Source organism: Streptomyces sp. NPDC002467 (genome assembly GCF_042889825.1).
Lineage (GTDB): Bacteria > Actinomycetota > Actinomycetes > Streptomycetales > Streptomycetaceae > Streptomyces.
Genome location: NZ_JBIARJ010000033.1, coordinates 37,840 through 60,558 on the forward strand (window position 1 = coordinate 37,840; position 22,719 = coordinate 60,558).

At 73.0% G+C, this 22,719-nt stretch carries 21 protein-coding genes; 14 read left to right on the forward strand and 7 right to left on the reverse strand.

All coding sequences use genetic code 11. The features are described 5' to 3' along the window. Positions 1–2 precede the first annotated feature (2 nt). Both ACFYYJ_RS39460 and ACFYYJ_RS39465 read right to left on the reverse strand, forming a co-directional pair. Positions 3–1,685 carry a flavin monoamine oxidase family protein gene (locus ACFYYJ_RS39460; RefSeq protein ID WP_389139481.1) on the reverse strand — a complete coding sequence of 561 codons (1,683 nt, stop codon included), beginning with the start codon at positions 1,683–1,685 and terminating at the stop codon, positions 3–5. 139 nt (positions 1,686–1,824) lie between these two features. Further along, on the reverse strand, positions 1,825–2,520 hold the full coding sequence (locus ACFYYJ_RS39465; RefSeq protein WP_385358470.1) for a TetR/AcrR family transcriptional regulator: 696 nt from the start codon (positions 2,518–2,520) through the stop codon (positions 1,825–1,827). 130 nt (positions 2,521–2,650) lie between these two features. Between ACFYYJ_RS39465 and ACFYYJ_RS39470 the strand changes: the two genes are divergently transcribed. The 7 genes from ACFYYJ_RS39470 to ACFYYJ_RS39500 all read left to right on the forward strand — a co-directional run bounded on the left by ACFYYJ_RS39470 (position 2,651) and on the right by ACFYYJ_RS39500 (position 10,862). Next, positions 2,651–4,333: an amidohydrolase gene (locus tag ACFYYJ_RS39470; RefSeq protein ID WP_385130011.1), complete on the forward strand. Its 1,683-nt coding sequence runs from the start codon at positions 2,651–2,653 to the stop codon at positions 4,331–4,333. Between the two features lie 102 nt (positions 4,334–4,435). Then, positions 4,436–6,094 (forward strand): ABC transporter substrate-binding protein, encoded by a 1,659-nt coding sequence (locus ACFYYJ_RS39475; protein WP_385358466.1) that lies wholly within the window; start codon positions 4,436–4,438, stop codon positions 6,092–6,094. Next, positions 6,091–7,074 carry an ABC transporter permease gene (locus ACFYYJ_RS39480; RefSeq protein WP_389139484.1) on the forward strand — a complete coding sequence of 328 codons (984 nt, stop codon included), beginning with the start codon at positions 6,091–6,093 and terminating at the stop codon, positions 7,072–7,074. Before ACFYYJ_RS39475 ends, ACFYYJ_RS39480 begins: the two co-directional genes overlap by 4 nt. Then, positions 7,071–7,982 (forward strand): ABC transporter permease, encoded by a 912-nt coding sequence (locus tag ACFYYJ_RS39485; RefSeq protein ID WP_385358463.1) that lies wholly within the window; start codon positions 7,071–7,073, stop codon positions 7,980–7,982. The genes ACFYYJ_RS39480 and ACFYYJ_RS39485 overlap by 4 nt, the downstream gene beginning before the upstream one ends. After that, entirely contained in the window at positions 7,982–8,956 is a 975-nt protein-coding gene (locus ACFYYJ_RS39490; RefSeq protein ID WP_385358460.1) for an ABC transporter ATP-binding protein, read from the forward strand. Before ACFYYJ_RS39485 ends, ACFYYJ_RS39490 begins: the two co-directional genes overlap by 1 nt. Then, positions 8,953–9,798: an ATP-binding cassette domain-containing protein gene (locus tag ACFYYJ_RS39495; protein ID WP_385130003.1), complete on the forward strand. Its 846-nt coding sequence runs from the start codon at positions 8,953–8,955 to the stop codon at positions 9,796–9,798. The genes ACFYYJ_RS39490 and ACFYYJ_RS39495 overlap by 4 nt, the downstream gene beginning before the upstream one ends. Before the next feature lie 131 nt (positions 9,799–9,929). Then, the gene (locus tag ACFYYJ_RS39500; RefSeq protein WP_389139487.1) at positions 9,930–10,862 is read left to right on the forward strand and encodes a GNAT family N-acetyltransferase; all 933 of its coding nucleotides are present in this window, start codon (positions 9,930–9,932) and stop codon (positions 10,860–10,862) included. Between the two features lie 34 nt (positions 10,863–10,896). Here ACFYYJ_RS39500 and ACFYYJ_RS39505 read toward each other — a convergent pair whose 3' ends face one another. Beyond that, entirely contained in the window at positions 10,897–11,328 is a 432-nt protein-coding gene (locus ACFYYJ_RS39505; protein WP_389139489.1) for a nuclear transport factor 2 family protein, read from the reverse strand. 98 nt (positions 11,329–11,426) lie between these two features. Here ACFYYJ_RS39505 and ACFYYJ_RS39510 point away from each other — a divergent pair, with 98 nt between their 5' ends. Next, complete coding sequence (locus ACFYYJ_RS39510; RefSeq protein ID WP_389139491.1) at positions 11,427–11,996, forward strand: PadR family transcriptional regulator; 570 nt, start codon at positions 11,427–11,429, stop codon at positions 11,994–11,996. Beyond that, a complete protein-coding gene (locus ACFYYJ_RS39515; protein ID WP_385358451.1) occupies positions 11,983–12,804 on the forward strand; it encodes an SGNH/GDSL hydrolase family protein in 822 nt (273 codons plus the stop codon). The genes ACFYYJ_RS39510 and ACFYYJ_RS39515 overlap by 14 nt, the downstream gene beginning before the upstream one ends. On the opposite strand, the gene ACFYYJ_RS39520 is transcribed toward ACFYYJ_RS39515, so the two are convergent. Further along, complete coding sequence (locus tag ACFYYJ_RS39520; protein WP_389139493.1) at positions 12,780–13,496, reverse strand: TetR/AcrR family transcriptional regulator; 717 nt, start codon at positions 13,494–13,496, stop codon at positions 12,780–12,782. The two genes, ACFYYJ_RS39515 and ACFYYJ_RS39520, sit on opposite strands and share 25 nt — an antisense overlap. A 68-nt stretch (positions 13,497–13,564) precedes the next feature. Continuing rightward, the gene (locus ACFYYJ_RS39525; protein WP_389139495.1) at positions 13,565–14,437 is read right to left on the reverse strand and encodes a pirin family protein; all 873 of its coding nucleotides are present in this window, start codon (positions 14,435–14,437) and stop codon (positions 13,565–13,567) included. Between the two features lie 120 nt (positions 14,438–14,557). Here ACFYYJ_RS39525 and ACFYYJ_RS39530 point away from each other — a divergent pair, with 120 nt between their 5' ends. Next, on the forward strand, positions 14,558–15,439 hold the full coding sequence (locus ACFYYJ_RS39530; protein ID WP_389139497.1) for an alpha/beta fold hydrolase: 882 nt from the start codon (positions 14,558–14,560) through the stop codon (positions 15,437–15,439). Between the two features lie 114 nt (positions 15,440–15,553). Continuing rightward, positions 15,554–16,108 (forward strand): class I SAM-dependent methyltransferase, encoded by a 555-nt coding sequence (locus ACFYYJ_RS39535; protein ID WP_385358443.1) that lies wholly within the window; start codon positions 15,554–15,556, stop codon positions 16,106–16,108. 22 nt (positions 16,109–16,130) lie between these two features. Here ACFYYJ_RS39535 and ACFYYJ_RS39540 read toward each other — a convergent pair whose 3' ends face one another. Further along, positions 16,131–16,640, reverse strand: a complete 510-nt coding sequence (locus ACFYYJ_RS39540) for a GNAT family N-acetyltransferase (RefSeq protein WP_385129989.1) — start codon at positions 16,638–16,640, stop codon at positions 16,131–16,133. Positions 16,641–16,728: 88 nt separating this feature from the next. Between ACFYYJ_RS39540 and ACFYYJ_RS39545 the strand changes: the two genes are divergently transcribed. The 3 genes from ACFYYJ_RS39545 to ACFYYJ_RS39555 are packed head-to-tail and all read left to right on the forward strand — an operon-like array spanning position 16,729 to position 21,935. Continuing rightward, positions 16,729–17,610 carry a hypothetical protein gene (locus tag ACFYYJ_RS39545; RefSeq protein WP_389139500.1) on the forward strand — a complete coding sequence of 294 codons (882 nt, stop codon included), beginning with the start codon at positions 16,729–16,731 and terminating at the stop codon, positions 17,608–17,610. Further along, positions 17,610–19,769 carry a bifunctional serine/threonine-protein kinase/ABC transporter substrate-binding protein gene (locus ACFYYJ_RS39550; RefSeq protein WP_389139502.1) on the forward strand — a complete coding sequence of 720 codons (2,160 nt, stop codon included), beginning with the start codon at positions 17,610–17,612 and terminating at the stop codon, positions 19,767–19,769. Before ACFYYJ_RS39545 ends, ACFYYJ_RS39550 begins: the two co-directional genes overlap by 1 nt. A gap of 6 nt (positions 19,770–19,775) precedes the next feature. After that, positions 19,776–21,935: a bifunctional serine/threonine-protein kinase/ABC transporter substrate-binding protein gene (locus ACFYYJ_RS39555; protein WP_389139503.1), complete on the forward strand. Its 2,160-nt coding sequence runs from the start codon at positions 19,776–19,778 to the stop codon at positions 21,933–21,935. Here the strand turns inward: ACFYYJ_RS39555 and ACFYYJ_RS39560 are convergent. Next, positions 21,928–22,584, reverse strand: coding sequence for a hypothetical protein (locus ACFYYJ_RS39560; protein WP_389139505.1), 657 nt, complete (start codon positions 22,582–22,584; stop codon positions 21,928–21,930). The two genes, ACFYYJ_RS39555 and ACFYYJ_RS39560, sit on opposite strands and share 8 nt — an antisense overlap. Positions 22,585–22,719: the final 135 nt, after the last annotated feature.

Genomic DNA, 22,719 nt, shown 5'->3' on the forward strand with positions numbered 1-22,719 from the left:
GCCTAGATCTGGCAGCCGATCTCGGCCGCGACGCGCTCGCCGGAGGAGACCGCCGCGTTCAGCGTGGCGTTCTCCACGTCCGTGTGCTCGCCCGCGAAGTGGATCCGGCCCTCCTGGAGCGCCTCGCACCCGGCGATCGAGGTGTACTGGCCCACCTTGTAGTAGTGGTAGGCGCCCCGCTGCCACGGTGCCCGCGACCAGTGGTCCTCGTACGCCCGGCCCGTGAACGCGGCCCTGGTGCCCGGGAACACCTGCTCGATCTGGTTCAGGAACCAGTCGACGTCGGCCGCGGGCGCCGGGCCGTGCCCGGTGCCGGTGAGCACGTCCCGGGCGGTGTTGCCGCCGGGGAAGTCGACCAGCAGCGCCGGAGTGCCGTTCGGCGCGCCCGCGACCGAGCCGTCCCAGGCGGTCTGGTAGCCGACCGGGCCCGTGTTGCTGATGCCGTTGTAGCCGAGCTGGGGCCAGGTCTTGACCGAGAGCTCGGTGACGATCTTCCCGTTCTGCCCCATGCCCTGCTCCCGGATGGCTGTCAGCTTGCGGGCGGACAGGCCCGCCCCCGACAGGTCCACGTCGCGCAGTGTGCTGAACGGCAGGGCCAGCACCACGTGGTCGGCGGGCACCGAGACCGTGCTGCCGCCGTGGTCGAAGATGCAGGTGTAGGAGCCGTCGCCGTTCCGGCGCAGGGCGATGAGCTGGTGCCCCTGACGGACCGTGCCGGCCGGCAGTTGGGCCGCCATGCCGCTGACGAGCTGGTCGTTTCCGCCGACGAGGTGGAACTTCTCGTCGAAGCCGCGCCCGCCGCCGAAGATCGACGAGGAGCCGAGGAAGCCGATCATGCCGAGTGCGGAGGCCTCGCCCGGTTCGCCGCCCGACTGGAGCTGGAGGGTCTGGATCAGCTGGCCGAGCCGGGAGCCGGGGGCCAGTCCGATCTCGTCGAGGTAATCCAGGCAGGAGAGCCGGTCCAGCCGGTACGCCTCCGGTGTGTGGGCGTCGTAGCGGGCCGTGCCGGCGGCCGCGTACGAGGCGCTGAACGCGTCGTACGCGGCGGCGATCCAGTCGTCCTGCTGCCGGAGCCCGGGGTAGGAGCCGCCGTTGACCCAGGCCGCGTAGTCCCCGGCGTGGAGTTCGCCGCCGTTCGCGATCTCCCGCTGGAGGCCGAGGTCCCGGGCCAGCTGGAGGACGGCGGTGTCGGTGGAGCTGATGAAGGCCCCGCCGTGCTCGTGGACGGCGCCGGCCGCGAAATAGCCGCGCAGGGACCAGCAGCGGCCACCGATGCGGGCGGGGTCCGCCTCGTACACGGTGGTGGCGACCGGGTTCGCCCCGTTCCAGAGCCGGTGCGCGCAGCGCAGTCCCGCCAGTCCCGCGCCGACGATCACGATGCGCGGGGCGGTGGGGCCGGTGGCGGCCGCCGCCCCGCGCGGGGAGAGCAGGCCGCCGGGGAGGGCGGAGGCGAGGGCGGCCGCGCCCGCGGCGCCGAGTATCCGGCGACGGCTGGGCATGGAGGAGCGGCCTGAGTTCTGTTCCTCGGTGCGGCGGGCGCGTTCGCGGCGGGTCCGCTCGGCGTTCTCGCCGGCGACCTCCGCGACGGGCATGCCGCGGCGGCGGGCTTCGGCGTGGAGCGAGAACGCGCGGCGCAGTGGGTCGGGGATGCCGGCGCGATGGGCGGGCTGGGGCACGTGCTGCATGTGATCCCTCTTCTCGGAATCCTGCGGAGACGGGCACGGATTCGGACTGAGGGGGAGTGAAGCGCTGGCGCAACACTGTTGTCAACGGTGTTGCGCCACATTGGGCGTGCGGAATTGCGGAAGGAGGGTGGTGGAGGCCCTAGGCTCCGCGCAGCGTCCGGACCCGGGTCTCGATGGAGGTGATCAGGGCCTCGACCCGGGCGTGGAAGATCTGTGCGTCCGTCACCTCGGCCAGTTCGCCGCTCAGTCGGGTGATGTTGGGGAATCCCTCGGGGTCGACCAGGCGGTACTCGCGGCTCCAGGAGGTCTCGTCGGCCTCCCGGATCTCCGGGGCGAACAGCAGGTAGGCCGCGCGCTGGCCGACGTACGCGAGCAGCGAGTCCCCGACCATCCGGTAGTGGACGGCGGCCTCGGCCCCTTCGAGTCCGGCTTCCGTCACCGCGCCGAGGATCAGCTCGACGACCCGGAACTCGTTGGGTCGGCGGGTGGTCCGGCTGGCCATGGTGGAGCCGACCACCGGGTACTTGAGGGCGACTTCGAGGGAGCCGTCGGCGAGGGCCCGCAGCCGGTCCTGCCAACCGAGGCCCTCGGGGATGCTGTCGAGCACTTCGCCGAGGGTGCGGTCGGCGACGGAGAGCAGCAGGTCGTCCTTGTCGCGGAAGTGCCGGTAGATCGCCGTCGGGTCGGCGCCGAGTTCCTCGCCGAGACGCCGGACGGTGAAGGCGTCCTCGCTGCCGCGGGCCGCGATGCGCAGGCTCGCTTCGATGATCGCGTCGGGTGTGAGGTGGCTGCCCGCGCGCTTGGACCGGGTGGTGGTCTCAGATGACTTCGGCATGGTGCGGCCAGTGTATCGATTTGGAACAGAGGCAGCGCAACACCGTTGACAACAATGTTGCGCTCCCGTTCACTCCTCCTCAACGAACAAGCCGTGCGGGTTTCGACCCGCCGAGCCGGAGGAAGCGTTGATGGGCAACACGAGCCAGCGGGCCGACACCCTCTTCGTGGGAGGGCGGGTCTTCACGGGCACCTCATCCACCCCGATCGACGCGGCAGTGGCCGTCGCCGGCGGCCGGATCCTCGCCGTCGACGACGAGGCGGCGGTACGCGCCCTCGCGGACGACGCCACCGAGGTGGTCGACCTCGCCGGAGGCCTCCTCATCCCCGGCTTCCAGGACGCCCACGTGCACCCCGCCGTGGCCGGAGTCCAGATGCTCGGCTGCGACCTGAGCGAGGAGCGCACCATCGACGGCTACCTCGCCGTCGTCGCCGCCTTCGCCAAGGACCACCCCGACACGGACTGGATCCGCGGCGGCGGCTGGTCGATGGACGTCTTCCCCGGCGGCACCCCGACCCGCGCCATGCTCGACGCGGTCGTTCCCGACCGGCCCGTGCTGCTCACCAACCGGGACGGCCACGGCGCCTGGGTCAACACCCGGGCGCTCGAACGCGCGGGCGTCGACGCCGCCACCCCCGACCCGGCCGACGGCCGGATCGAGCGCGAGGCGGACGGCAGCCCGGCCGGCACCCTCCAGGAGGGCGCCGTCGAACTGGTCGCCCGCCACGTGCCCATCGCCACCCCCGACGAGGCGCACGCCGGTCTGCTCGCCGCACAGGAGCACCTGTTCTCGCTCGGCGTGACCAGTTGGCAGGACGCCATGATCGGAGCCTTCCCCGGCAACCCCGACAACTACGGCGTCTACCTGCGCGCGGCGCGCGAAGGCTCCCTGCGCGCCCGCGTCGTCGGCGCCCTGTGGTGGGACCGGGAACGCGGCCTGGAACAGATCCCCGACCTGGAGGAGCGCCGCCGCACCGGACAGGTCGGCCGCTTCAACGCCACCACCGTGAAGATGATGCAGGACGGCATCGCCGAGAACTTCACCGCCGGAATGCTGGAGCCCTACCTCGACGGCTGCGGCTGCTCCACCGGCAACTCGGGGCTCAGCTTCATCGACCCCGAGGTGCTCACCGAGGCCGTGTCCCGCCTCGACCGCTCGGGCTTCCAGATCCACTTCCACGCGCTGGGCGACCGCGCCGTCCGCGAGGTGCTCGACGCGCTGGCCGTGGCCCGCGCCGCCAACGGCTCCAACGACAACCGCCACCACCTCGCCCACCTCCAGGTCGTCCACCCCGACGACATCGCCCGCTTCGCGGACCTGGAGGCCGCCGCCAACATCCAGGCGCTGTGGGCCGCGCACGAACCGCAGATGGACGAGCTCACCATCCCCTTCCTCGGCCCCGAACGGGCCCGCCTCCAGTACCCGTTCGGCGACCTCCAGCGCGCCGGGGCCCGCCTCGTCGCGGGCAGCGACTGGTCCGTCAGCAGCCCCAACCCGCTGTGGGGCATCCACGTGGCCGTCAACCGCTCCGTACCGGACGAGGCCCCCAACTCGCCCGACACCTTCGAACCGGCGCCACCGTTCTTCCCCGAGCAGGCCCTGACCCTCTCGCAGGCCCTCACCGCCTACACCGCCGGCAGCGCCTGGGTGAACCACCTCGACCACGTCACCGGCACCGTCGAGCCCGGCAAGTACGCGGACCTGGTCGTCCTCGACCGGAACCCCTTCGAGCACCCCCCGCTGGAGATCGCCGACACCCGCGTGCTGCGCACGTACATCGACGGCGAAGCGGTCTTCGTCGCCACCGACTGAGCCTCCCCCAAGGCACGGCCACCCCCGACCGAGCATCACGGCCGATCCCGCCCGGCCGAGCGTCACCCACCCCGCAGAGCTCATCCCTCAGGGAGTCAGACGATGTCATCAGCCCGTACGAGAACCCCGCTGATCCGCCGCACCCTCACCGCCGCCGCCCTCGCGGCCGCCACGATGCTCGTCACGAGCGCGTGCAGCGGCACCGCTCACCCCGAGAAGGACCAGGCCACCGCCTACAAGATCACGAACCAGACGCCCGCCGCCGCGGGCAACCTGGACTCCTTCACCTGGTCGATCTTCGCCGAGCCGACCACCATCGACTACGCCTACTCGTTCGACTACCCGCCCAACCAGATCCTCGCCAACGTCTGCGAGAGCCTGCTGCGCTGGAACCCGGACCTGACGACCTCGCCGAACCTCGCGACTTCGTACTCCAACCCCACGCCGACCACCTGGGTCTACCAGATCCGCCCCGGCGTCCGCTTCCACGACGGCACGAAGCTCACCGCCGACGACGTCGTGGCCTCCCTGCGCCGCAACCTCGACCCGGAGACGGCCAGCGTCTGGGCGAGCCCCTTCCGCAACGTCAAGTCAGTGGACAAGACGGGGCCGCTGGAGGTCACCGTCACCCTCACGCAGCCCGACTCCAAGTTCAACAAGTACCTCGCCGCCGGCCCCGGCACCGTGGAGTCCGCCGCCACCCTCGCCAAGTCCGGCAAGAACTACGGAAACCCGCAGACCGGCGTGAACTGCACCGGCCCGTTCGCCTTCGACAACTGGACCGCCGGCCAGTCGCTCACCCTCAAGCGGTTCGACGACTACTGGAACCCCGCGCTCAAGGCCAAGTCCGGCCAGGCCAAGTTCGTCTTCCTCGCCGACGCCACCACCCGCGTCAACGCCTTCCAGAGCGGCGAGGTCGACGGCGGCTGGATGGTCCCGCCGAACGCGTACGCCCAACTGGGCAAGACCCCGGCCGGAACGCTCTACTTCGGCCGCAACACCACCGTCGCCGACGAGGTCGTCAGCAACCTCAAGGGCCCCCTCGGCGACCCCCGGGTGCGCCAGGCCCTGCTGATGGCCACCGACCGCAAGGGAATCGTCAAGGCCGGTGCCGGCGGGGTCGGCGAGGTCGCAGACTCGCTCGTCACCGACAACCTCTGGGCCGACGCCCCCGACGCGACCCGCGACAGAATCGCGAAGGACCTGCCCAAGTACCCGTACGACCCGGCCAAGGCCAAGGCGCTCGCCGCCGAAGCCGGGGTGAACGGCCAGAAGGTCGTCATCGCGACGAGCCCGCTCGACTCCCAGACGACGATCATCACCCAGGCCATAGCCCAGGCCGCCACCGCCATCGGCCTCAAGCCGGAGATCAACTCCCTTTCGGCGGAGAAGTACACCACCCTCTTCACCGACCCGGCCGCCCGCGAGGGCATCGACCTGTTCCTCACCTTCTGGTACACGTCGATCACCGACCCGCTCGACATGTACAGCTCCCTCCAGACCGGCGCCTACAGCAACTACGGAAACTGGTCCAATCCCGCCTTCGACGCCTCCGTCGACAAGGCCATCGCCTCCTCCGACCCGGCCCTGCGAGCGGATGCCAACGCCGAGGCGCAGAAGGTCGCCCTGCGGGAACTGCCCTGGCTGCCCCTGTACACCCAGCCCGTCAGCGTCTTCCTCGGCAAGAAGATCACCGGCGTCCAGCCCTCCATCGCCTACCTCTACTACCCGTGGGCGGCCGAGATCGGGGCCAAGGGATGACGGGCCCGGCGGCGAACGCCGCCCTGGCCCGCGCCGGACGGGTGCTGCGCCGGCTGGCCGGAATGGCGGCGACCCTCCTCGTCACCTCCTTCCTCGTCTTCTCCTCCCTCTTCCTGGCGCCCGGCGACCCGGCGAGCTTCCTCACCAAGGGCCGCAGCCCCAGCCCCGAGCAACTCGCCGAGATCCGCCGGCAGTACGGCTTCGACGAGCCCTTCCTCGTCCGCTACTGGAACTGGCTCGAAGGAGTGCTGCACGGCGACTTCGGCCGCTCCTACCTCTTCCACCAGGACGTCGGCTCGGTCATCTGGTCGCGACTGCCCTCGTCCCTGTTGCTGATCGGCGTGTCCGCCCTGATGATCGCCGTGTTCGGCATCGGCTCCGGGATCGTGGGCGCGCTGCGCCGCGGCTCGCGCACCGACCGCTCGCTCATGCTCCTGGTGACGGTGGGCGCCGCCGCGCCCGCCTTCGTCGCCGCGCTGCTGCTCAGGTCCGTCCTGGGCGTACGACTCGGCTGGTTCCCGACGATCGGCAACGGCGCCGGCGTCCTGGACCGGCTGCACCACGTCATCCTCCCGGCCGCCGCCCTGTCCGTGACCTTCACGGCCCTGGTGACTCGGGTGACCCGCTCGGCCATGCTCGACGAACTGCGCCGCGAACACGTGGAGGTGGCGCTGAGCCGGGGAACCCCGCGGCGGACCGTCATCAGGCGACACGTCCTGCGCAACGCGCTCGGGCCGATCGTCACCGTCTCCGCGTTGCTCGTCTCGGGGATGCTCGTCAGCACCGCGATCGTGGAGACCGCCTTCGGGATGTCCGGAGTGGGCTCATTGCTCGTGCAGTGCGTGGACCAACTGGACTTCCAGGTGGTGCAGGCGATCGTGCTGCTCGTGGTGGCCGCGTTCGTCATCGTCAACGCCCTCGTCGACCTCGTCCAACCGCTGATCGACCCGCGCTCCGCCGCGGCGGGGAGCGCCCGATGAACACCCTCCGCGAAGCGGGCACCGGCGCCGGCGCCCGCACCCCCGACACCCCGCGCCCCGTACGCACCCGGCCCGACCGGTTCGCCCGGCTCCGCCGCCTCGGCGGCGGCCCGCTCCAGCGGACCTGCCTCGCACTGCTCGTCCTCTTCGTCCTGGTCGCGCTGTTCGCCCCCTGGATCGCGCCCCAGGACCCGACCTTCGGGGCACTCGGCGACACCCTGCTCGGACCGAGCGCCCAGCACTGGCTCGGCACCGACCAGGGCGGACACGACACCCTCTCGGCGCTCCTCGTCGGCACCCGCACCAGCCTGATCGGCCCGCTCTCCGTCGTCCTCTTCTCCACCGTCCTCGGGATCGCCGTCGGCCTGTTCACCGCCTGGCGCGGCGGCTGGATCGACACCGCCGTCGGCCGGGCGCTCGACGTCCTGTTCGCCTTCCCGGCCTTGCTGCTCGCGATCCTCGCGGTGGCCCTGTTCGGCAAGGGGATGACGGCCCCGGTGCTCGCCATGGCGATCGCCTACATGCCGTACACCGCGCGCGTGGTGCGCGGACTCGCCCTGCGGGAGAAGTCCCGCCCCTACATCGCGGCCTACCGGGTGCAGGGCCACTCCGCCCTGTACGTCACCGTCCGCAGGCTGCTGCCCAACATCGCCCCGACCCTGCTCGCGCAGTCGACGGTGAACTTCGGCTACGCGCTGCTCGACCTCGCCGCGCTCTCCTTCCTCGGGCTCGGCGTACAACCCCCCACACCCGACTGGGGCGCCATGATCAACCAGGGCCAGACGGCCGTCCTCCAGGGGCAGCCCCTGTCCGCGATCGCGCCGGCCGTGGCCGTCGTCCTGGTCGTCGTCGCCTTCAACATCGTCGGGGAAGACCTCGGCGACCGCCTCGCGGGGAGGGACTCCTGATGACACTGCTGGCATACGAAGGCCTGCGCGTCACCCTCCCCGCGATGGCCCGCCCGGTCCTCGACGGGATCGGCCTGCGGGTCGCCGCCGGGGAGGTCGTCGCCCTCGTCGGCGAATCCGGCTCCGGCAAGTCCGTCACCGCCCGCGCCGCCCTGGGGCTGTTCCCCCAAGGTGCCGAAATCGGCGGACGGGTCCTGGTGGACGGCACCGACCTGGTCGGCGCCGACCCCGCGAGCCTGCGCGACGTACGCACCAACAAGGCGGCGATGATCTACCAGGATCCCCGCGCCGCCATCAACCCGGTGCGCCGCGTCGGTGACTTCCTCACCGAGCCGCTGCGCCTGGTCCACGGCTGGACGAAGGCGCGCGCGGAGCGGCGGGCCGCCGAACTGCTCGATGCGGTCGGTCTCCCCGACCCGGTCCGGCACCTGGGGCAGTACCCGCACGAACTCTCCGGCGGCATGCTCCAGCGCGTCGTCATCGCCGCGGCCCTCACCACCGAACCGAAACTGCTGCTCTGCGACGAGCCGACCACCGCGCTCGACGTCAGCACCCAGGCGGAGATCCTGGCCATCCTGGGGCGGCTCCAGCGGGAACGCGGCCTCGGGCTCCTGCTCATCACCCACGACATCGAGCTGGCGGCCTCCGTCAGCGACCGGATCTACGTGATGTACGCGGGCCGGATCGTGGAGACGGCGCCCGTCGCGGAACTCTTCGCCTCCCCCCGGCACCCCTACACGGCGGGCCTGCTCGGCTCCTCGCCACCACTCGCCGGTCCCGTGGCCCGCCTCACCCCCATCCCCGGCGCCCCGATGGGGCTGCTGGAATCCGCCCCCGGCTGCGCCTTCGCACCCCGCTGCCGGTTCGCCGAACCGGGGCGCTGCGACCAGGCCCCGCCGCAACTGCGGCCGCACGGCCCGGCCGAGGTGGCCTGCCACCTCGCCGCCGAACTCACCCGCCAGGAGGACAGATGAGCAGCGGAGAACTCCTCAGGGTCACCGGCCTTCGCAAGACCTACCGCACGGCCGGCACGGAGGTCGTCGCCGTCGACGACCTGTCCTTCTCCCTGCGTACGGGCGGCGCGCTCGGCATCGTGGGGGAGTCCGGGTCCGGGAAGACCACCACGGCCCGGATGCTGATCGGCCTCGAACGCCCCGACGCCGGCGAGATCCTCGTCCAGGGCACACCGCTCGCGGCCTCCGTACGGGGGAGGCCGGCGCGGCTGGCGAGGGCCAAGGCCGTCCAGATCGTCTTCCAGGACCCCTACCTCTCGCTGGACGCCCGGCTGAGCATCGGCGCCACGATCGACGGGGTGCTCCGGCTGCACGGCACGACCGACCGCACGGCCCGCGCCGCCCGGGTCCGCGAGCTGCTCGGGCAGGTGGGCCTCGGCGACCGAGAGGCCGCGGCCCTGCCGCGCCGCCTCTCGGGCGGCCAGCGCCAACGGGCGGCGATCGCCCGGGCGCTGGCCGTCGAACCGGCCGTCCTCGTGCTCGACGAGGCGGTGTCCGCGCTCGACGTGTCCGTACAGGCACAGGTGCTGAACCTGCTCTCGGACATCCGCCGGGACACGGGCATCGGCCTGGTCTTCGTCAGCCACGACCTGGCCGTCGTGCGTTACGTGTGCGACGAGGCGCTCGTCATGTACCGGGGCCGCACGATGGAGCACCGCCCGGTCTCCGAGCTGCTCACCGACCCCCACCACCCCTACACGAGGCTGCTGTTGGCCTCCGTACCGCGACCGGGCTGGGACCCCGACTCGATCAGCCGCCGGCGCCGCGAGATCGACCCCCTCGCCGGCGCCCCCACGGCATGAGGCGGCGGCCGGGGCCCGCACCAGGGCCCCGGCCGGTCCGCCCGTCCCGTGGGTAAATCGCCGGCCGGGGTCGGGGTCCGGGGGGTACCTTCGGTGCGATTCCGACCGTCCCCCTTCCCGAAGGCTGCCAGGTGACGTTGATCCGCTCCGCCCGCCCCCACGAACTCCCCGCCCTGTTCGAGCATCCCGACGACCACGAGCGCAACGTCGCGACCCGCGCGTACCTCGACGAGCTGCTGAAGACGGAGTGCACCCGGCCCGATTGGTGCCTGGTCGCCGAGGACGACGCGGGGCGGCTCGTGGGCAGTGTGGTGCTGTGGACCCTGCCGGGACACGCGGTTCCCTACGCCTTCGTCCTCTTCGAGGCCGCGGCCGGGGACGCACGGGTGGGATCCGCGCTGCTCGACGCGGCGGCCCGCGCGGCGCGCGAGCTCGGCGCGGACGAGTTGGAGCACGTCGTCGACTCGCCCGCGCAGGCACCGCAGTTCCAGCGGGAACCGGAGCGCCGCGGCGAGCTGCTGCGGGCTTCCGGCTTCCGAGTGGTGCGTGACGGGCGCCGGTTCGGACTGCGCGTCCCCGCCGAGCTGCCGGCCGACGACCCCCGGCTGACCTTCCGCTCCCTGCCGGAGCTCGGACCGGAGCCGTTCGTCGACCTGCTGGAAGAGCTGCTCGCCCTGACCTCGGACGCCCGCCTGGCCGCCTACGTCCGGGACCTCGGCGCACGGGGAGCGGCCGAGCGGCTCTTCGAGGAGACGGCGGAGCTGGCGCACGAGCCGGGATGGTGGGAGATCGGTTACGCCGAGGACGGCACCGCCGCGGTGATCAGCCTGCCGGCGCGGAACCCGAGCGTCCACGTCATCGGCTTCGTCGGCGTCGCGCCCGCCCACCGCGGCAAGGGCTACGCCGCCTCCGCAGTGGTCCGCGGCACGCGCCTCCTCGCGGCGAACGGCGCCGTCGAGATCCGCGGGGACTGCGACGCGGCCAACGGGGCCATGGCGAAGGCGTTCACCAGGGCCGGTTACGAGAACTTCGCCGACAGACTGGAGTTCAGCCGGGCCCTGTGACCCACCGGGCCCGGTGAACGTCTCCGGTCAGGCCCTAGGCGCCGGCGGGGTCGGGGACGAGGCCGTCGGCGACCAGGCCGGCCAGTACCGCCTGGCCCAGGACGTGCACCGCGGACTGGGGGCGGACCATCACCGTGAACTCCTTGATCCGGCCCTCCTCGTCGAACTGCAGCAGGTCGATCCCGTGCACCTGCTTGCCGCCCACCGTGGCCCGGAACGGCAGGATCGCCGACGGGGCCTCCTGCCCGTCCCCGCTGGTCTCCGCCGCGCCCTCGAAGTGTCCGACGTACCGCAGGTCCTCGAAGGTGCGCAGCAGCACCCCGAAGAGGCCCAACACCATCGGCTTGCCCTCGAAGGGCTTGAACTTCACCGGGCTGTAGAGCCGGATGTCATCCGTGAACAGGTCGTCCAACAGGCTCAGATCGCGCTTCTCCACCGCGTCGCGGAAGCGTTCGGCAGTCTCCACGGGCCCCTCCTCGAAGTCGTGCCCTACTCATGAATATGAGTAATCAATTTCATGAGTAGGATGCAGGCAAGGGCGAGGAAAGGGAAGGGGCTGCTCCCATGGCGTTGAGACATGCCGTGCTGGCGTCGCTGCTGGGCGGAGAGTTCAGCGGCTACCAGCTGGCGAAGGGGTTCGACATAGGCGTCGCCAACTTCTGGCACGCCCTGCCGCAACAGCTCTACGCCGAGCTGGCCAAGCTGGAGAAGGAAGGCCTCGTGGCCGGCCGCGAGGTGGTGCAGGAGAGCAGGCCCAACAAGCGGCTGTTCCGCGTCACCGAGGCCGGCCTCGCCGAGCTGGAGGCCTTCGCCGAGGCCGCGTCCAAGCCCTCCGTGATCCGCGACGACCTCCTCGTCAAGGTCCAGGCCGCCGACGGCATCGACACGGCGCCCGTCATCGCGCAGCTCGAAGAACGCGCGGCCGCGGCCGAGGCGAAGATCGGGCTCCTCGACGCGCTCCTGCTCCAGATGCGCGGTGAAGCGGACGAGGAGGAGTTCCTGCTCTGCGGCAGGGGAGTCGGCGGGTACCTCACCGCCCTGCGCGGACGCGCCTTCGAGCAGGGCCACCGGGAGTGGTGCCTGCGCGCCGCGACCGTACTGAAGGAAAGGCGGACGGCCCGTGCCGAGCAGTGAGCACCGCGCGTACCTCCGTTACGTCGCCCTCGGCGACAGCCAGACGGAAGGACTGGGCGACGGCGACGACACCCTCGGCCACCGGGGCTTCGCCGACCGGCTCGCCGAGCACCTCGCGGCCGTCGAACCGCGCCTGCGGTACGCGAACCTGGCCGTACGGGGACGCGTCGCGGCCCAGGTCCACGCCGAGCAGCTGGCGCCGGCGCTGGCCATGGAGCCCGACCTCGCCAGCGTGGTCTGCGGGGTCAACGACGTGCTCCGGCCGTCGTTCGACGCCGCGCGGACGGTCGGACACCTGGAATCGATGTTCGCCGCGCTCACGGAGGCCGGTGCCCAGGTGGTGACCGTGACCTTCCCCGACATCGGCAGGATCGCCCCCCTCGCCCGGCCCCTGCGCCCCCGGGTGTTCGAGCTCAACGACCTCATCCGGGCCGCGGCCGAGCGGCACGGCGTGGCCGTCGCCGAAACCGGCCGCGAGGCCGTCGGCTCCGACCCGCGCCTGTGGGCGGTGGACCGGCTCCACGCAAGCCCCCTGGGCCACGAACGGATCGCCGCGGCCCTCGCCCACTCCCTGCGACTGCCCGGCAGCGACCGCGGCTGGGCGGACCCGCTGCCGCCCCCGCCGCCCGTCGCGGGGCTGCGGACGGCGGTGGACGAAGCGCGCTGGCTGGCAGGCTTCCTGGGTCCCTGGCTCGGCCGCCGCCTGCGCGGTCGCTCCTCGGGTGACGGCCGCACGGCCAAGCGCCCCGAACTGCTGCCGATGGACGGCTACCAGGTGGACGGCTACGAGGTGGGCGGGACGGCGTAGCGCGCGAGGAACAGGTCGACTCCCGAGGCGACCACGCGGCCGAGTTCCGCCCGGTCGATCTCGGAGTCGGGGCTGAAGGTGCGGACCAGCTGGAGGATGCCGACGGTGCTCGCGACGAGCTGCTGGGCGGCGAGCTCCGGGTCGGGGACGTTCAGCCTGCCGAGCCCGTCCAGCTCGGTGATGGCCTCGGTCAGCGGCCCGTTGTTCATGTCGTACGTGACCTGGTACCAGAGCCGCCCGAGCTGCGGGAAGCGGTCGATCTCGCCGATGACCAGGCGCCGCAGCGACATGATGTCGGGGCGCAGGAGCACGGTCGCGAAGTCGGCGGTCAACCCGATCAGCGCGGCCCGCAGGTCGGCGGCCTGGGACAGGTTGGCGTTGCAGGATTCGAGGTCCGCGTACGTCTTGGGCAGGATTCCGGCGATGACGGCGAGGAAGAGCCGCTCCTTGTTGCCGAAGTGCTTGTAGATCGTCGCCTTCGAGACCCCCGAGCGGCTGGTGATCGTGTCCATGGAGGCCGCCGAGTAGCCCTCGGCGAGGAATTCCGCGACGGCCGCGTCGATGATCGCCCGACGCTTGCGCTGGGCGCTGTCGGAGGGGTCCGGGATGATCGGGATGCCGTAGGCGTCCGTGTCGTCCGTGTCCTCCGTGGCGTTCGCGTCGCTCGCGGCGTTCTTGGTGTCGGCGTCCATCGGGGCTGTCCTTCGCATCTCGAGCGGGGCCTCAGTATATGAACTGAACGGTTTCGTAGAGCAGCCCCTCAGATGCGGACGCTCCCCATGAGACCCCGCTCGTAGTCGCGCTGCGCCTGCCGGAGCTCGGCCGCGGTGTTCATGACGAACGGCCCGCCGCGCGCGACGGGCTCGCGGATCGGTTCGCCGGCGAGGACCAGGACCTCGGCCGCGGCGCCCGGGGCGTGGACGGCGAAGCGGTCCGCGTCGTGGCCGAGTACCGCCAGATGTCCGTCCGGCAGCGGCCCGTCGGGGGTGGCCGCCTCCCCGGAGAGCACGTACAGCATGGCGTTGTGCCCGCGCGGAACGGAGAACTCCGCGCGGCCGCCCGCCGCGATCCGGGCGTGCACCACGAGCACCGGGGTGTGGGTCGCGAACGGGCCGGTGACGTCGTGCGTGGTGCCCGCGATCACCTTGAGCTCGGAGCCCTCCGGCGTGCGGGCGGTCGGGATCTCGGCGGGGGAGGCGTACTGGACCCGTGGCGGCGTCGCCTTCAGGCGGGCGGGGAGGTTCACCCAGATCTGGAGCAGGTGCTGGGGGCCGCCCTCGGAGAGCAGGCCCGGGGTGGGGCGTGCGAGGTGCACGAGGCCGGAGCCGGCGGTGAGCCACTGGACCTCGCCCGGATTCACGACCCGCTTGTGGCCCGCGGAGTCGATGTCCTCCATCGGCCCGTCGATCACGTACTGGATGGTTTCGAAGCCGCGGTGCGGGTGGGGAGGGGCGCCCTTGGCCTCGCCGGGTCCCAGCTCGTGCGGGCCGACCTGGTCGACCATCAGGAAGGGGTCGAGGAAGGGCAGTTCGGGCTGGGGGAAGGGCCGGCGGACCGGGAATCCCTCCCCTTCGTAGGTGTGGAACGGCCGGACGACGCGGGTGGTGGACCTGAGTTCCGTGGTGGTTTCCATGCGCCGAATGAACTATACGGATCGGTTCATTGTCAAGACTGAACTGTTCAGTTGACATGACTGAACCGATCGGTTTAGTTTTGGGGCGTCGAGACCGCCACACCCATTCGGGAGAAGCAGATGTTCAGCGACACCCTGACCCAGGTACGGCACCACACCGTCGAGATCGAAGGCGTCGAGGTCTTCTACCGGGAGGCCGGAGACCCGGCCCGTCCCACCCTCGTCCTGCTGCACGGCTTCCCCAGCAGCTCCGCGATGTTCCGCGACCTGCTGCGCGAACTCGCCGACTCCTACCACCTGATCGCTCCCGATCACGTGGGCTTCGGCCAGTCGGCCATGCCGCCGGTGGAGGAATTCGCGTACGGGTTCGAGAAGCTGACCGAGATCACCCTGGCGCTGCTCGACACCCTCGGCGTGGACCGGTTCGCGCTCTACATCCAGGACTACGGCGCCCCGATCGGCCTGCGCATCGCCGCCCGCAACCCGGAGCGGGTGACCGCGATCATCAGTCAGAGCGGGAACGCCTACGTCGAGGGGTTCACCCCCTTCTGGGACGTCCTCTTCGCCCACGCCAAGGACCGCGAGTCCCACGAGGCCGAGGTCCGGGAGCTCCTGACGGTCCGGGCCACCCGCTGGCAGTACACCCACGGTGTCCCGGCCGACCGCCTGGCGCGGATCAGCCCCGACACCTGGACCCTCGACCAGGCCTACCTCGACCGACCCGGGAACAAGGAGATCCAGCTCCAGCTCTTCTGGGACTACCAGTTCAACCTCGACGGCTACCCGGCCTTCCAGGAGTACTTCCGCACCCACCGCCCCCCGCTGCTCGTCGCCTGGGGCAAGAACGACGAGATCTTCGGGGCGGCGGGCGCGGAGGCGTTCGCCCGTGACCTCCCCGACGCCGAGATCCACCTGCTCGACGCGGGCCACTTCGCCCTGGAGAGCCACGGGCCGGAGATCGCCTCGCTCATCCGCGAGTTCCTCGGCCGGTTGCCGCGCTGACCGCCCCTCCGATGCCGTAACGTGCAATCCATATGGGGGACATCAGCTGTCAACCTCCGCCGCGCATCCGGAACTGCTCCACGATCGGCGGAGCAACCCGGCCAAGGAGGCCCCATGACCACGCCCTTCGCGTCCGCCGCCGCGTACCCCGCCCGTCCCGGGACGCCGTACCCGGCGCGGCTCCACGCCCTGATCGCGGACCGGTTCGTGCTCGACGGTTCGCAGACCGTACTGGAACTGGGCGCGAGGGGCGCCGGCACCGGACCCGGCGTGCTCGCCCTGTCGTTGTCCCCGTCGGCCGACCACGTCTACGCCGTCCACCCGGACCCGGCGGTGCTCGCCGAGGCGGGCCGGCTCGCCGAGGAGCGCGGCTGCCCCAACGTCTCCTGGCTGGAGGGCGACGCCTCCGCGGTCACCCGCCTCTGCCTGCCGCGCATCGACCTGTGCGTCATCGGCGGCGCCTTCCACGAGATGGACGGCGAACGGGTGCTCGCCGATCTCGACACCGTGCTCGCCCCGCGCGGCGGCGTCGCCGTGATCACCTCCGCGGACCGTCTCGAAGACCTGACCGACGTGCTCGCGAAGTCGGTGTTCTCCCGGGTCGAGACCACGTCCTGGGAGCAGCCGGCCGCGCTCACCGCCGTCGTGGCCACGAGGCCACGCCTCTGACGACGGCACGCAACGGCCACGGCTACAGGGCGCGGCGCATGCAGACCCTCGGCCAGCGGTCCAGGCCGTGCTCCGTCTCCCGCGCTCGGATCTCCCGGAGGCCCGGAGTGAGCGCGTCGTCGTCCAGGCGCCGGAAGCCGCAGCGCTCGTAGTACGGGGCGTTCCAGGGGACTTCGGCGAAGGTGGTGAGCGTCAGGGCGGGCACCCGCTCCAGCAGGGCGTGGTCCGCGAGGTGCTCCAGCAGGGCCCTGCCGATGGCGCGGCGCGCGTGGTCCGGGTGCACCGAAACCTGCTCGACGTGCAGGGCCCCGTCCACCCGGTCGGCGATCAGGTACGCGACCGGCGGCGCGTCCTCGTCGTCCACGGCGACCCAGGCCAGGCCGGCCGCCAGGTACCCGGCCAGTTCCCCGAGGGGCAGCGGCTCGTCGTCGGCGATCTCCGGCATGCCGATGTCCCGGAAGCACAGCCCGGCGGCCCTCTCGATGTCCTGGAGGTCCGTCAGTTCCTCCCGGCGTACTGCTCGAATGCGCATGAGCGGCATTGTTCCACTCCAAGATCCCTTTCGGGTAAGGCAGTTGATCCAATGCGTCGGTGGGTACGATCGCTGCCGAGGGGGACACATGACATACGGAGGCGGCTCCGCGCTGCGCGCCTGCGGGTGCGCGGCGGCGGGTCTGTTGGTACTGACGGGCTGCTCGGCCGGGGGCGGGGCGAAGAGCGGCGCCGACGAGCGCACCCCGACGGCGACGGCGACGGCGACGGCGACGGCGACGGCGACCGCGACGGCCGGCGCGGCGAGCGGGAGCGCGGGCGCGTCCGCCGCGCCCGCGCCCACGAAACCGGCCGCCGCCCCTCTCGTCCCCGAGGTGGACGAGTCCAAGCAGCCCCGGACGGCCGCCGAAGCCCGCGCCCTGCTCGGCCGCATCGTCGTCGACCGGGAGGCGTTCGGCCCCGAGATGGTGCGCAGGACCCCGTTCGAGAGCGATCCGAGCCACTGGCCCGTCCTCGACGAGGCCTGCGTATGGCAGACCTCGGGACTGCCCGAGGACGTACTGGCCACCAGCACCCGCTACTTCCAACTCCCCGCACAGGAGGGCCGCGGACGCGTGCGGATCAACGTGACCGTCACCGTGCACCGCAACCGCCAGGACTCCGGCTGGGAGACCGCCCACGCCATGGAGGAGGTCCTGCGCTGCCCCGACCAGAAACTGCGCGAGGGCGAGGAGCTCAAGGGCCTGTGGGGAGCCTCCCTCTACCAGGGTGAGCAGCTGAACGGCTGGACCGAGGACGCCTTCACCGAATCCGGCCGGTACGTGAGCGAGGAGGACGGCGGCCCCCACCCCTACCTGTGGTCCCAGGGGCAGTTCGGACCGGTCACCATCGCCGTGGCGGGCAAGGCCGCGGAGGGCTTCACCCAGGAGGCACTGAGCGCACTCGTCGTCCAGGGCACCGCCCGCATGATGCTCCAGGCCAAGCAGCAGCTCGGAAAGGCGGCGGGCTGATGGAACGGCTGCACCCCTCGGACCCCTCCCGGATCGGCGGCCACCGCCTCCTCGGGCGGCTGGGAGCCGGTGGCATGGGCGTCGTCTACCTCGGCCGCACCGACGACGGCGCGCTCGCCGCCGTCAAGGTGATCCGCGCCGAGTACGCCGACGAGTCCGACTTCCGGGCGCGGTTCCGCCGCGAGGCGGAGATCGCCGCCGAAGTGGACAGCCCCTGGGCCGTCCGCATCACCGGAGCCGACCCGGACGCCCACGAACCCTGGCTGGCCACCTCCTTCGTCGCCGGCCCCTCCCTCGCCGAGGCCGTCGCCGCCCACGGGCCGCTCCCGCTGCGCGCCGTACGGGTCCTCGGCAAGGCCATGGCCAAGGCCCTCGGAGTGATGCACGGGCAGGGCCTCGTCCACCGCGACGTCAAACCCGGCAACGTGCTGCTCGGCATGGACCGGCCCCGACTCATCGACTTCGGGATCGCCCGCGGTGGCGAACACACGGCCCTGACCTCCGCGGACGCCGTCCTCGGCACCCCCGGCTTCATCCCGCCCGAGCAGGCCGAGGGCCGCCCCGCCGAACCGGCAGGCGACGTCTTCGCGCTCGGCTGTCTCCTCGCCTACGCCGCCACCGGCCGGCTGCCCTTCGGGGGCGGCACGGTGGAGGCGGTGCTCTACCGCACCGTCCACGACGAGCCCGAGTTCGGCCCCGAGGTCCTCGCCGACCCGGAACTCACCGCGCTGCTGCGCACCTGCCTCGCCAAACACCCCGACATCCGCCCCACCGCGGCCGAACTCGACGAGGCACTGACCGAGGACACCCCCGGTGAGGGCACCGCCTGGCTGCCCGACCCGGTCGTCGCCACCATCGCGGAACGCGCCGCCGCCCTGCTCGCCCTGCCCGGGATCGACGAGACCGCCGCCGACCCGGACGCGGCCCCCGCGCCCGGAGCCGAGCCCGCACCCTCGCGCAGGCGCTTCCTCGGCCTCGCCGCGGCGGGCGCCGTGCTCGCGGCCGGCGGCGGTGTGGCGACCTGGCTCGCGCTGCGCGACGACGGCAAGCCGAAGCAGGCGGCAGCGCCCGCGCCCCGCACATGGGTGATCGGTGTGCAGGCCGACCTCTCCGGCCCGCAGAAGGCCCTCGGGCAGGCCCAGGAACGCGGCGTCCGGCTCGCCGTCGACGCCTTCAACTCCCGCAAGGACAAGCCCTTCACGCTCACCGTCGCCACCGCCGACGACGCCGGCCGGGCCGATCGCTCCGCGGCGGCCGCGGCCGGTCTCATCGCCGACCGCGACGTGCTCGCCGTCATCGGCCCGACCGGCAACGCCACGGTCACCCCCTGCCTGGAGCTGTACGGGGAGGCCGCGCTGCCCCTCCTCACCGTCTCGGCCCTGGCGACCTCCTTCGGCGTCACGGACCGGCGCAGCTTCTTCCAGACGAGCGCCCTCTCCCTCGGCCAGGGCTTCGCCGTCAGCCTCCAACTGGCCGCGGTCCAGGGCGCGCGCCGGCTCGGAGCCCTCTGCGACCGCGCCGGCGACGTCGAGGGCTGGCAGGCGGTCCTCCAGGGCAACCGCAGCCTCACCCTCGTCTCCCCGCAGGCCACCTCGTACGGACGGGTCGTGCCGCGCGGCGCCGGGGACCTGTCGCCGATCGTCGACGACATGCTGGCCCACGGCATCGACTCCCTCTTCTACACCGGCACCCCGGCGGGTGCGGCCAAGGTGGCCGGCCTGCTCGCCACCGCGGGATTCAAGGGCCCGCGGGCCGTCGACTTCACCGTCGTGGGCCCCGAGTTCCTGACCGCCGCGGGTCAGGCGGCCGAGGGCTGGCAGTTCCTCGCCCCCTACACCGGGCCGGAAGCCCCCGAGGTCGCGGACGTCGCCCGCGCGCACCGGGCGGCCTACGGCACGGCGCCCGATGCCTGGACGGCCGAAGCCTACGACGCGGCCCGGCTGGTCATCGACCGGCTCGTGACGGCGGCCGCCGGCGGCGCCCGGCCGGCCCGCGCCGACCTGCTCACCGCCCTCGCCAAGGGAACCTTCCGCGGCCTCACGAAGGAGTACACCTTCGACGAGTACCGGCAGGTGCAGGGCAACACGTACTTCGCCCACCGGGTGGAGGGCGGCCGGATCCGGTACACGGGCCCGGCCGGCCAGGCCCCACCGGCGTAGCGGCCGATGCGTCCCCTGCTGCCCGCCGATCCGGCCGCGATCGGCGGAAACCGTCTGCTGGGCCGCCTCGGCTCGGGCGGCATGGGCACGGTCTACCTCGGCCGTTCCCCCGCCGGGACCCTCGTCGCGGTCAAGGTGATCCGCGCCGACCACGGAGCGGACCCCGCCTTCCGCGCCCGGTTCCGCCGCGAGGCCGAGGCCGCGGCGGGGCTGACCGGGCGCTGGGTGGTGCCGGTGATCGCGGCCGACCCGGAGGCCCGCGAGCCCTGGCTGGCCACCCCGTTCGTCCCCGGCCCGTCCCTGTCGGAGGCGGTGTCCGGGTACGGTGCGCTACCCGCCCGGAGCGTACGGATCCTGGGGGCGCGGCTCGCCGAGGCCCTGGCGGAGGTGCACGCGGCCGGGCTGGTCCACCGCGACGTGAAACCGGGCAACGTACTGCTCGCCCCCGACGGCCCCCGCCTGATCGACTTCGGGATCGCGCGGGCGGCCGGCGCGACCACCCTGACGGCCGCCGACGCGGTCGTCGGCACCCCCGGCTACCTGGCGCCGGAGCTGGCCCGTGCGGGCGGCCCCGTGCCGGGCCCGGCCGGGGACGTCTTCTCGCTCGGCTGCGTCCTCGTGTACGCGGCGACGGCGCGGGGTCCCTTCGGCGGTGGGCACGCGGCCGCGGTGGTCTTCCGCACCGTCCACGACGAGCCCGAACTGGAAGACCTGCCCGCCGAGTTGCTGGAGGCCGTCGGCGCCTGCCTGCTGAAGGAGCCCGAGGCCCGGCCCACCCTCGCGGAACTCACGGCCCTCCTCACCGGGGGCCGCGCGGGGGAGGAGGACGGCCGGGACTGGCTGCCGGCCCCGCTGCCCCGGCTGATCGCCGAACGCTCCACCCGGGCCCTGGAGCTCCCCGCCCCCGAACCCACCAGGATCGACACCCCGGAGGCCGGCACGGGGAGGCTCACGCGCAGGCGGCTCCTCGCGGCGGGCGGGGCCCTGCTCGCGGTCGGCGCACCGGTCGCCTGGTTCGGCACGCGGGGGCGCGGCGCCGGCGACACGCCCCGGGCCGGCTCCGGGCGGGACCTGCCCGTGCTCACCCTCGGTCTCCAGGCCGACCTGACGGGACCGGGCAAGGCCGGCGGCCGGGCCCACGAGCGCGGCATGAGGCTGGCCGTCGACCGGCACAACGCAGCCAAGGACGCCGTGTTCCGGCTGGCCCTGCGCGTGGCCGACGACGGCGGCGACCGGGCGCGCGCCGCGCAGACCGTCAAGGAACTCGCCGCCGACCCCGCGGTGCTGGCGCTCGCCGGACCCACCTGGGAGGCCGCCGTGCCCGACCTCGCGGAGACGTGCACGGCGGCCGGACTCACGCTGCTGCTGGTGTCGGTGAACGGCCTGGAGGAGGCCCAGTTCCGCAAATGGCGGACGCTCTGCCCGACCCGTCCCGCATGGGACTACATCGTCAACCCCGTGATCCACTACCTGACCAACGTACGGCCCTCGCACCGGACCGCGGTCGTCGAGGACGCGGCCGTCGGGGACGCGGCCGGGGGAGACGCGGGCTGGCGGATCTCCCGCGAGCTCCAGCAGAGCCCCCCGGGCGGGGGTTCGGTGAGCGTCCACCGGATACCCGCCGACGGCTCCGACTTCGCGGGCGCCGTACGGGACCTGACCGCCGCCGGGGCGGAGGCGGTCGTGTACGCCGGGACCTCGCCGCAGCGTGCGGGGCTCCTGGCCCGCGCCCTGGCCGACGCCGGGTTCAAGGGCCCCCGGGCGGGCATCCAGCCCATCATGGAGCCCGAGTTCCTCGCCGCCGCCGGCCCCGCCGCCGAGGGCTGGGAGATCGGGGCCTTCTTCACCGACCCGACGGCCGTGCCGGCCGCCGCCGGGTTCGTCTCCGCGTACCGGGCCGCGTACGGGGAGGCGCCCGCCCGCTGGGCCGCCGAGGCGTACGACGGCGTGGGCCTCCTGGCGGCCTGCCTGACGGGACTCGGGGAGGACACCCGGGACAGGGCGGGTCTGGCCCGCCGCTTCCCCCGGCAGACCTACGAGGGCCTGGCCAAACCGCTGGCCTTCGACGCGGACACCCACGACCTGACCGGTACGCGGGTGTCGCACCTCTACCGCGTCGAATCCGGCGCGTACCGCTACCTGGGGCCGTACCCGGACGTCACCTGAGGCGCAGCCGACGACGGCGCCGGATCAGGATCCCGGTGGCCGCCCCGGCGAGGGCGAGCACCGCCACGCCCGCCGTCGTCCACCAGAGGCCGGAATCGGTGTCGTCCCCGGCCGGCTCGGTCGCCCCGGCGCCGGCCTGGCCACCGGCGAGGGTGGAGGCGGTTCCGGGCGTGGCCGCGGTGGCCTGGGTCGAGGGCTGAGCGGAGATCGCCACCGTGGGCGCCGGCGCGCCGGTGGCGGGCGCCGGGTCCACCACAGGTACGGCCACGTCGAGTTCCCCGTGCCCGAGGGACGGGAAGCCCACGTCCACGGTGACCTTCCAGGAACCCGGCGGCAGGGCCTCGGCCGTGGTCCACGCGGTCCGCGAGGCGCCGGCGGCGCGGACGAGGCGCCAGGGCCCGAGCGTGCGCGAGCCGTCGGGGCTCGTCGCGTTCACGGTGGCGGCGACGGCCTCCTCGATGGCGTCCCCGTCGTTCTCCCAGGTGATCTCGGTGGTCACCCGGCCCTCCCGTTGCCCCGTCACCACCACCTTCACGGTGTCCCCGTGGGCGTGGGCCGCGACGGGTGTCAGGAACATGAGGCCGAGTACGGCGAATACGGCGGTCGTGGCGGCCCGTACGGCCGGGAAAGCGATCTTGGTGCGCGTCATCGCGTCTCCGCTCGGGAAAGAGGGGTCCGGGGGGGGGGGGCCCCCCCGGGGGGGCCCCCCCCCGGGGGGGGCGCCCCCCCCCGCCCCGGCCGGCCGCCGCCCGCCGGATGAGGGGGCCCACCAGCGCGGGCGGGG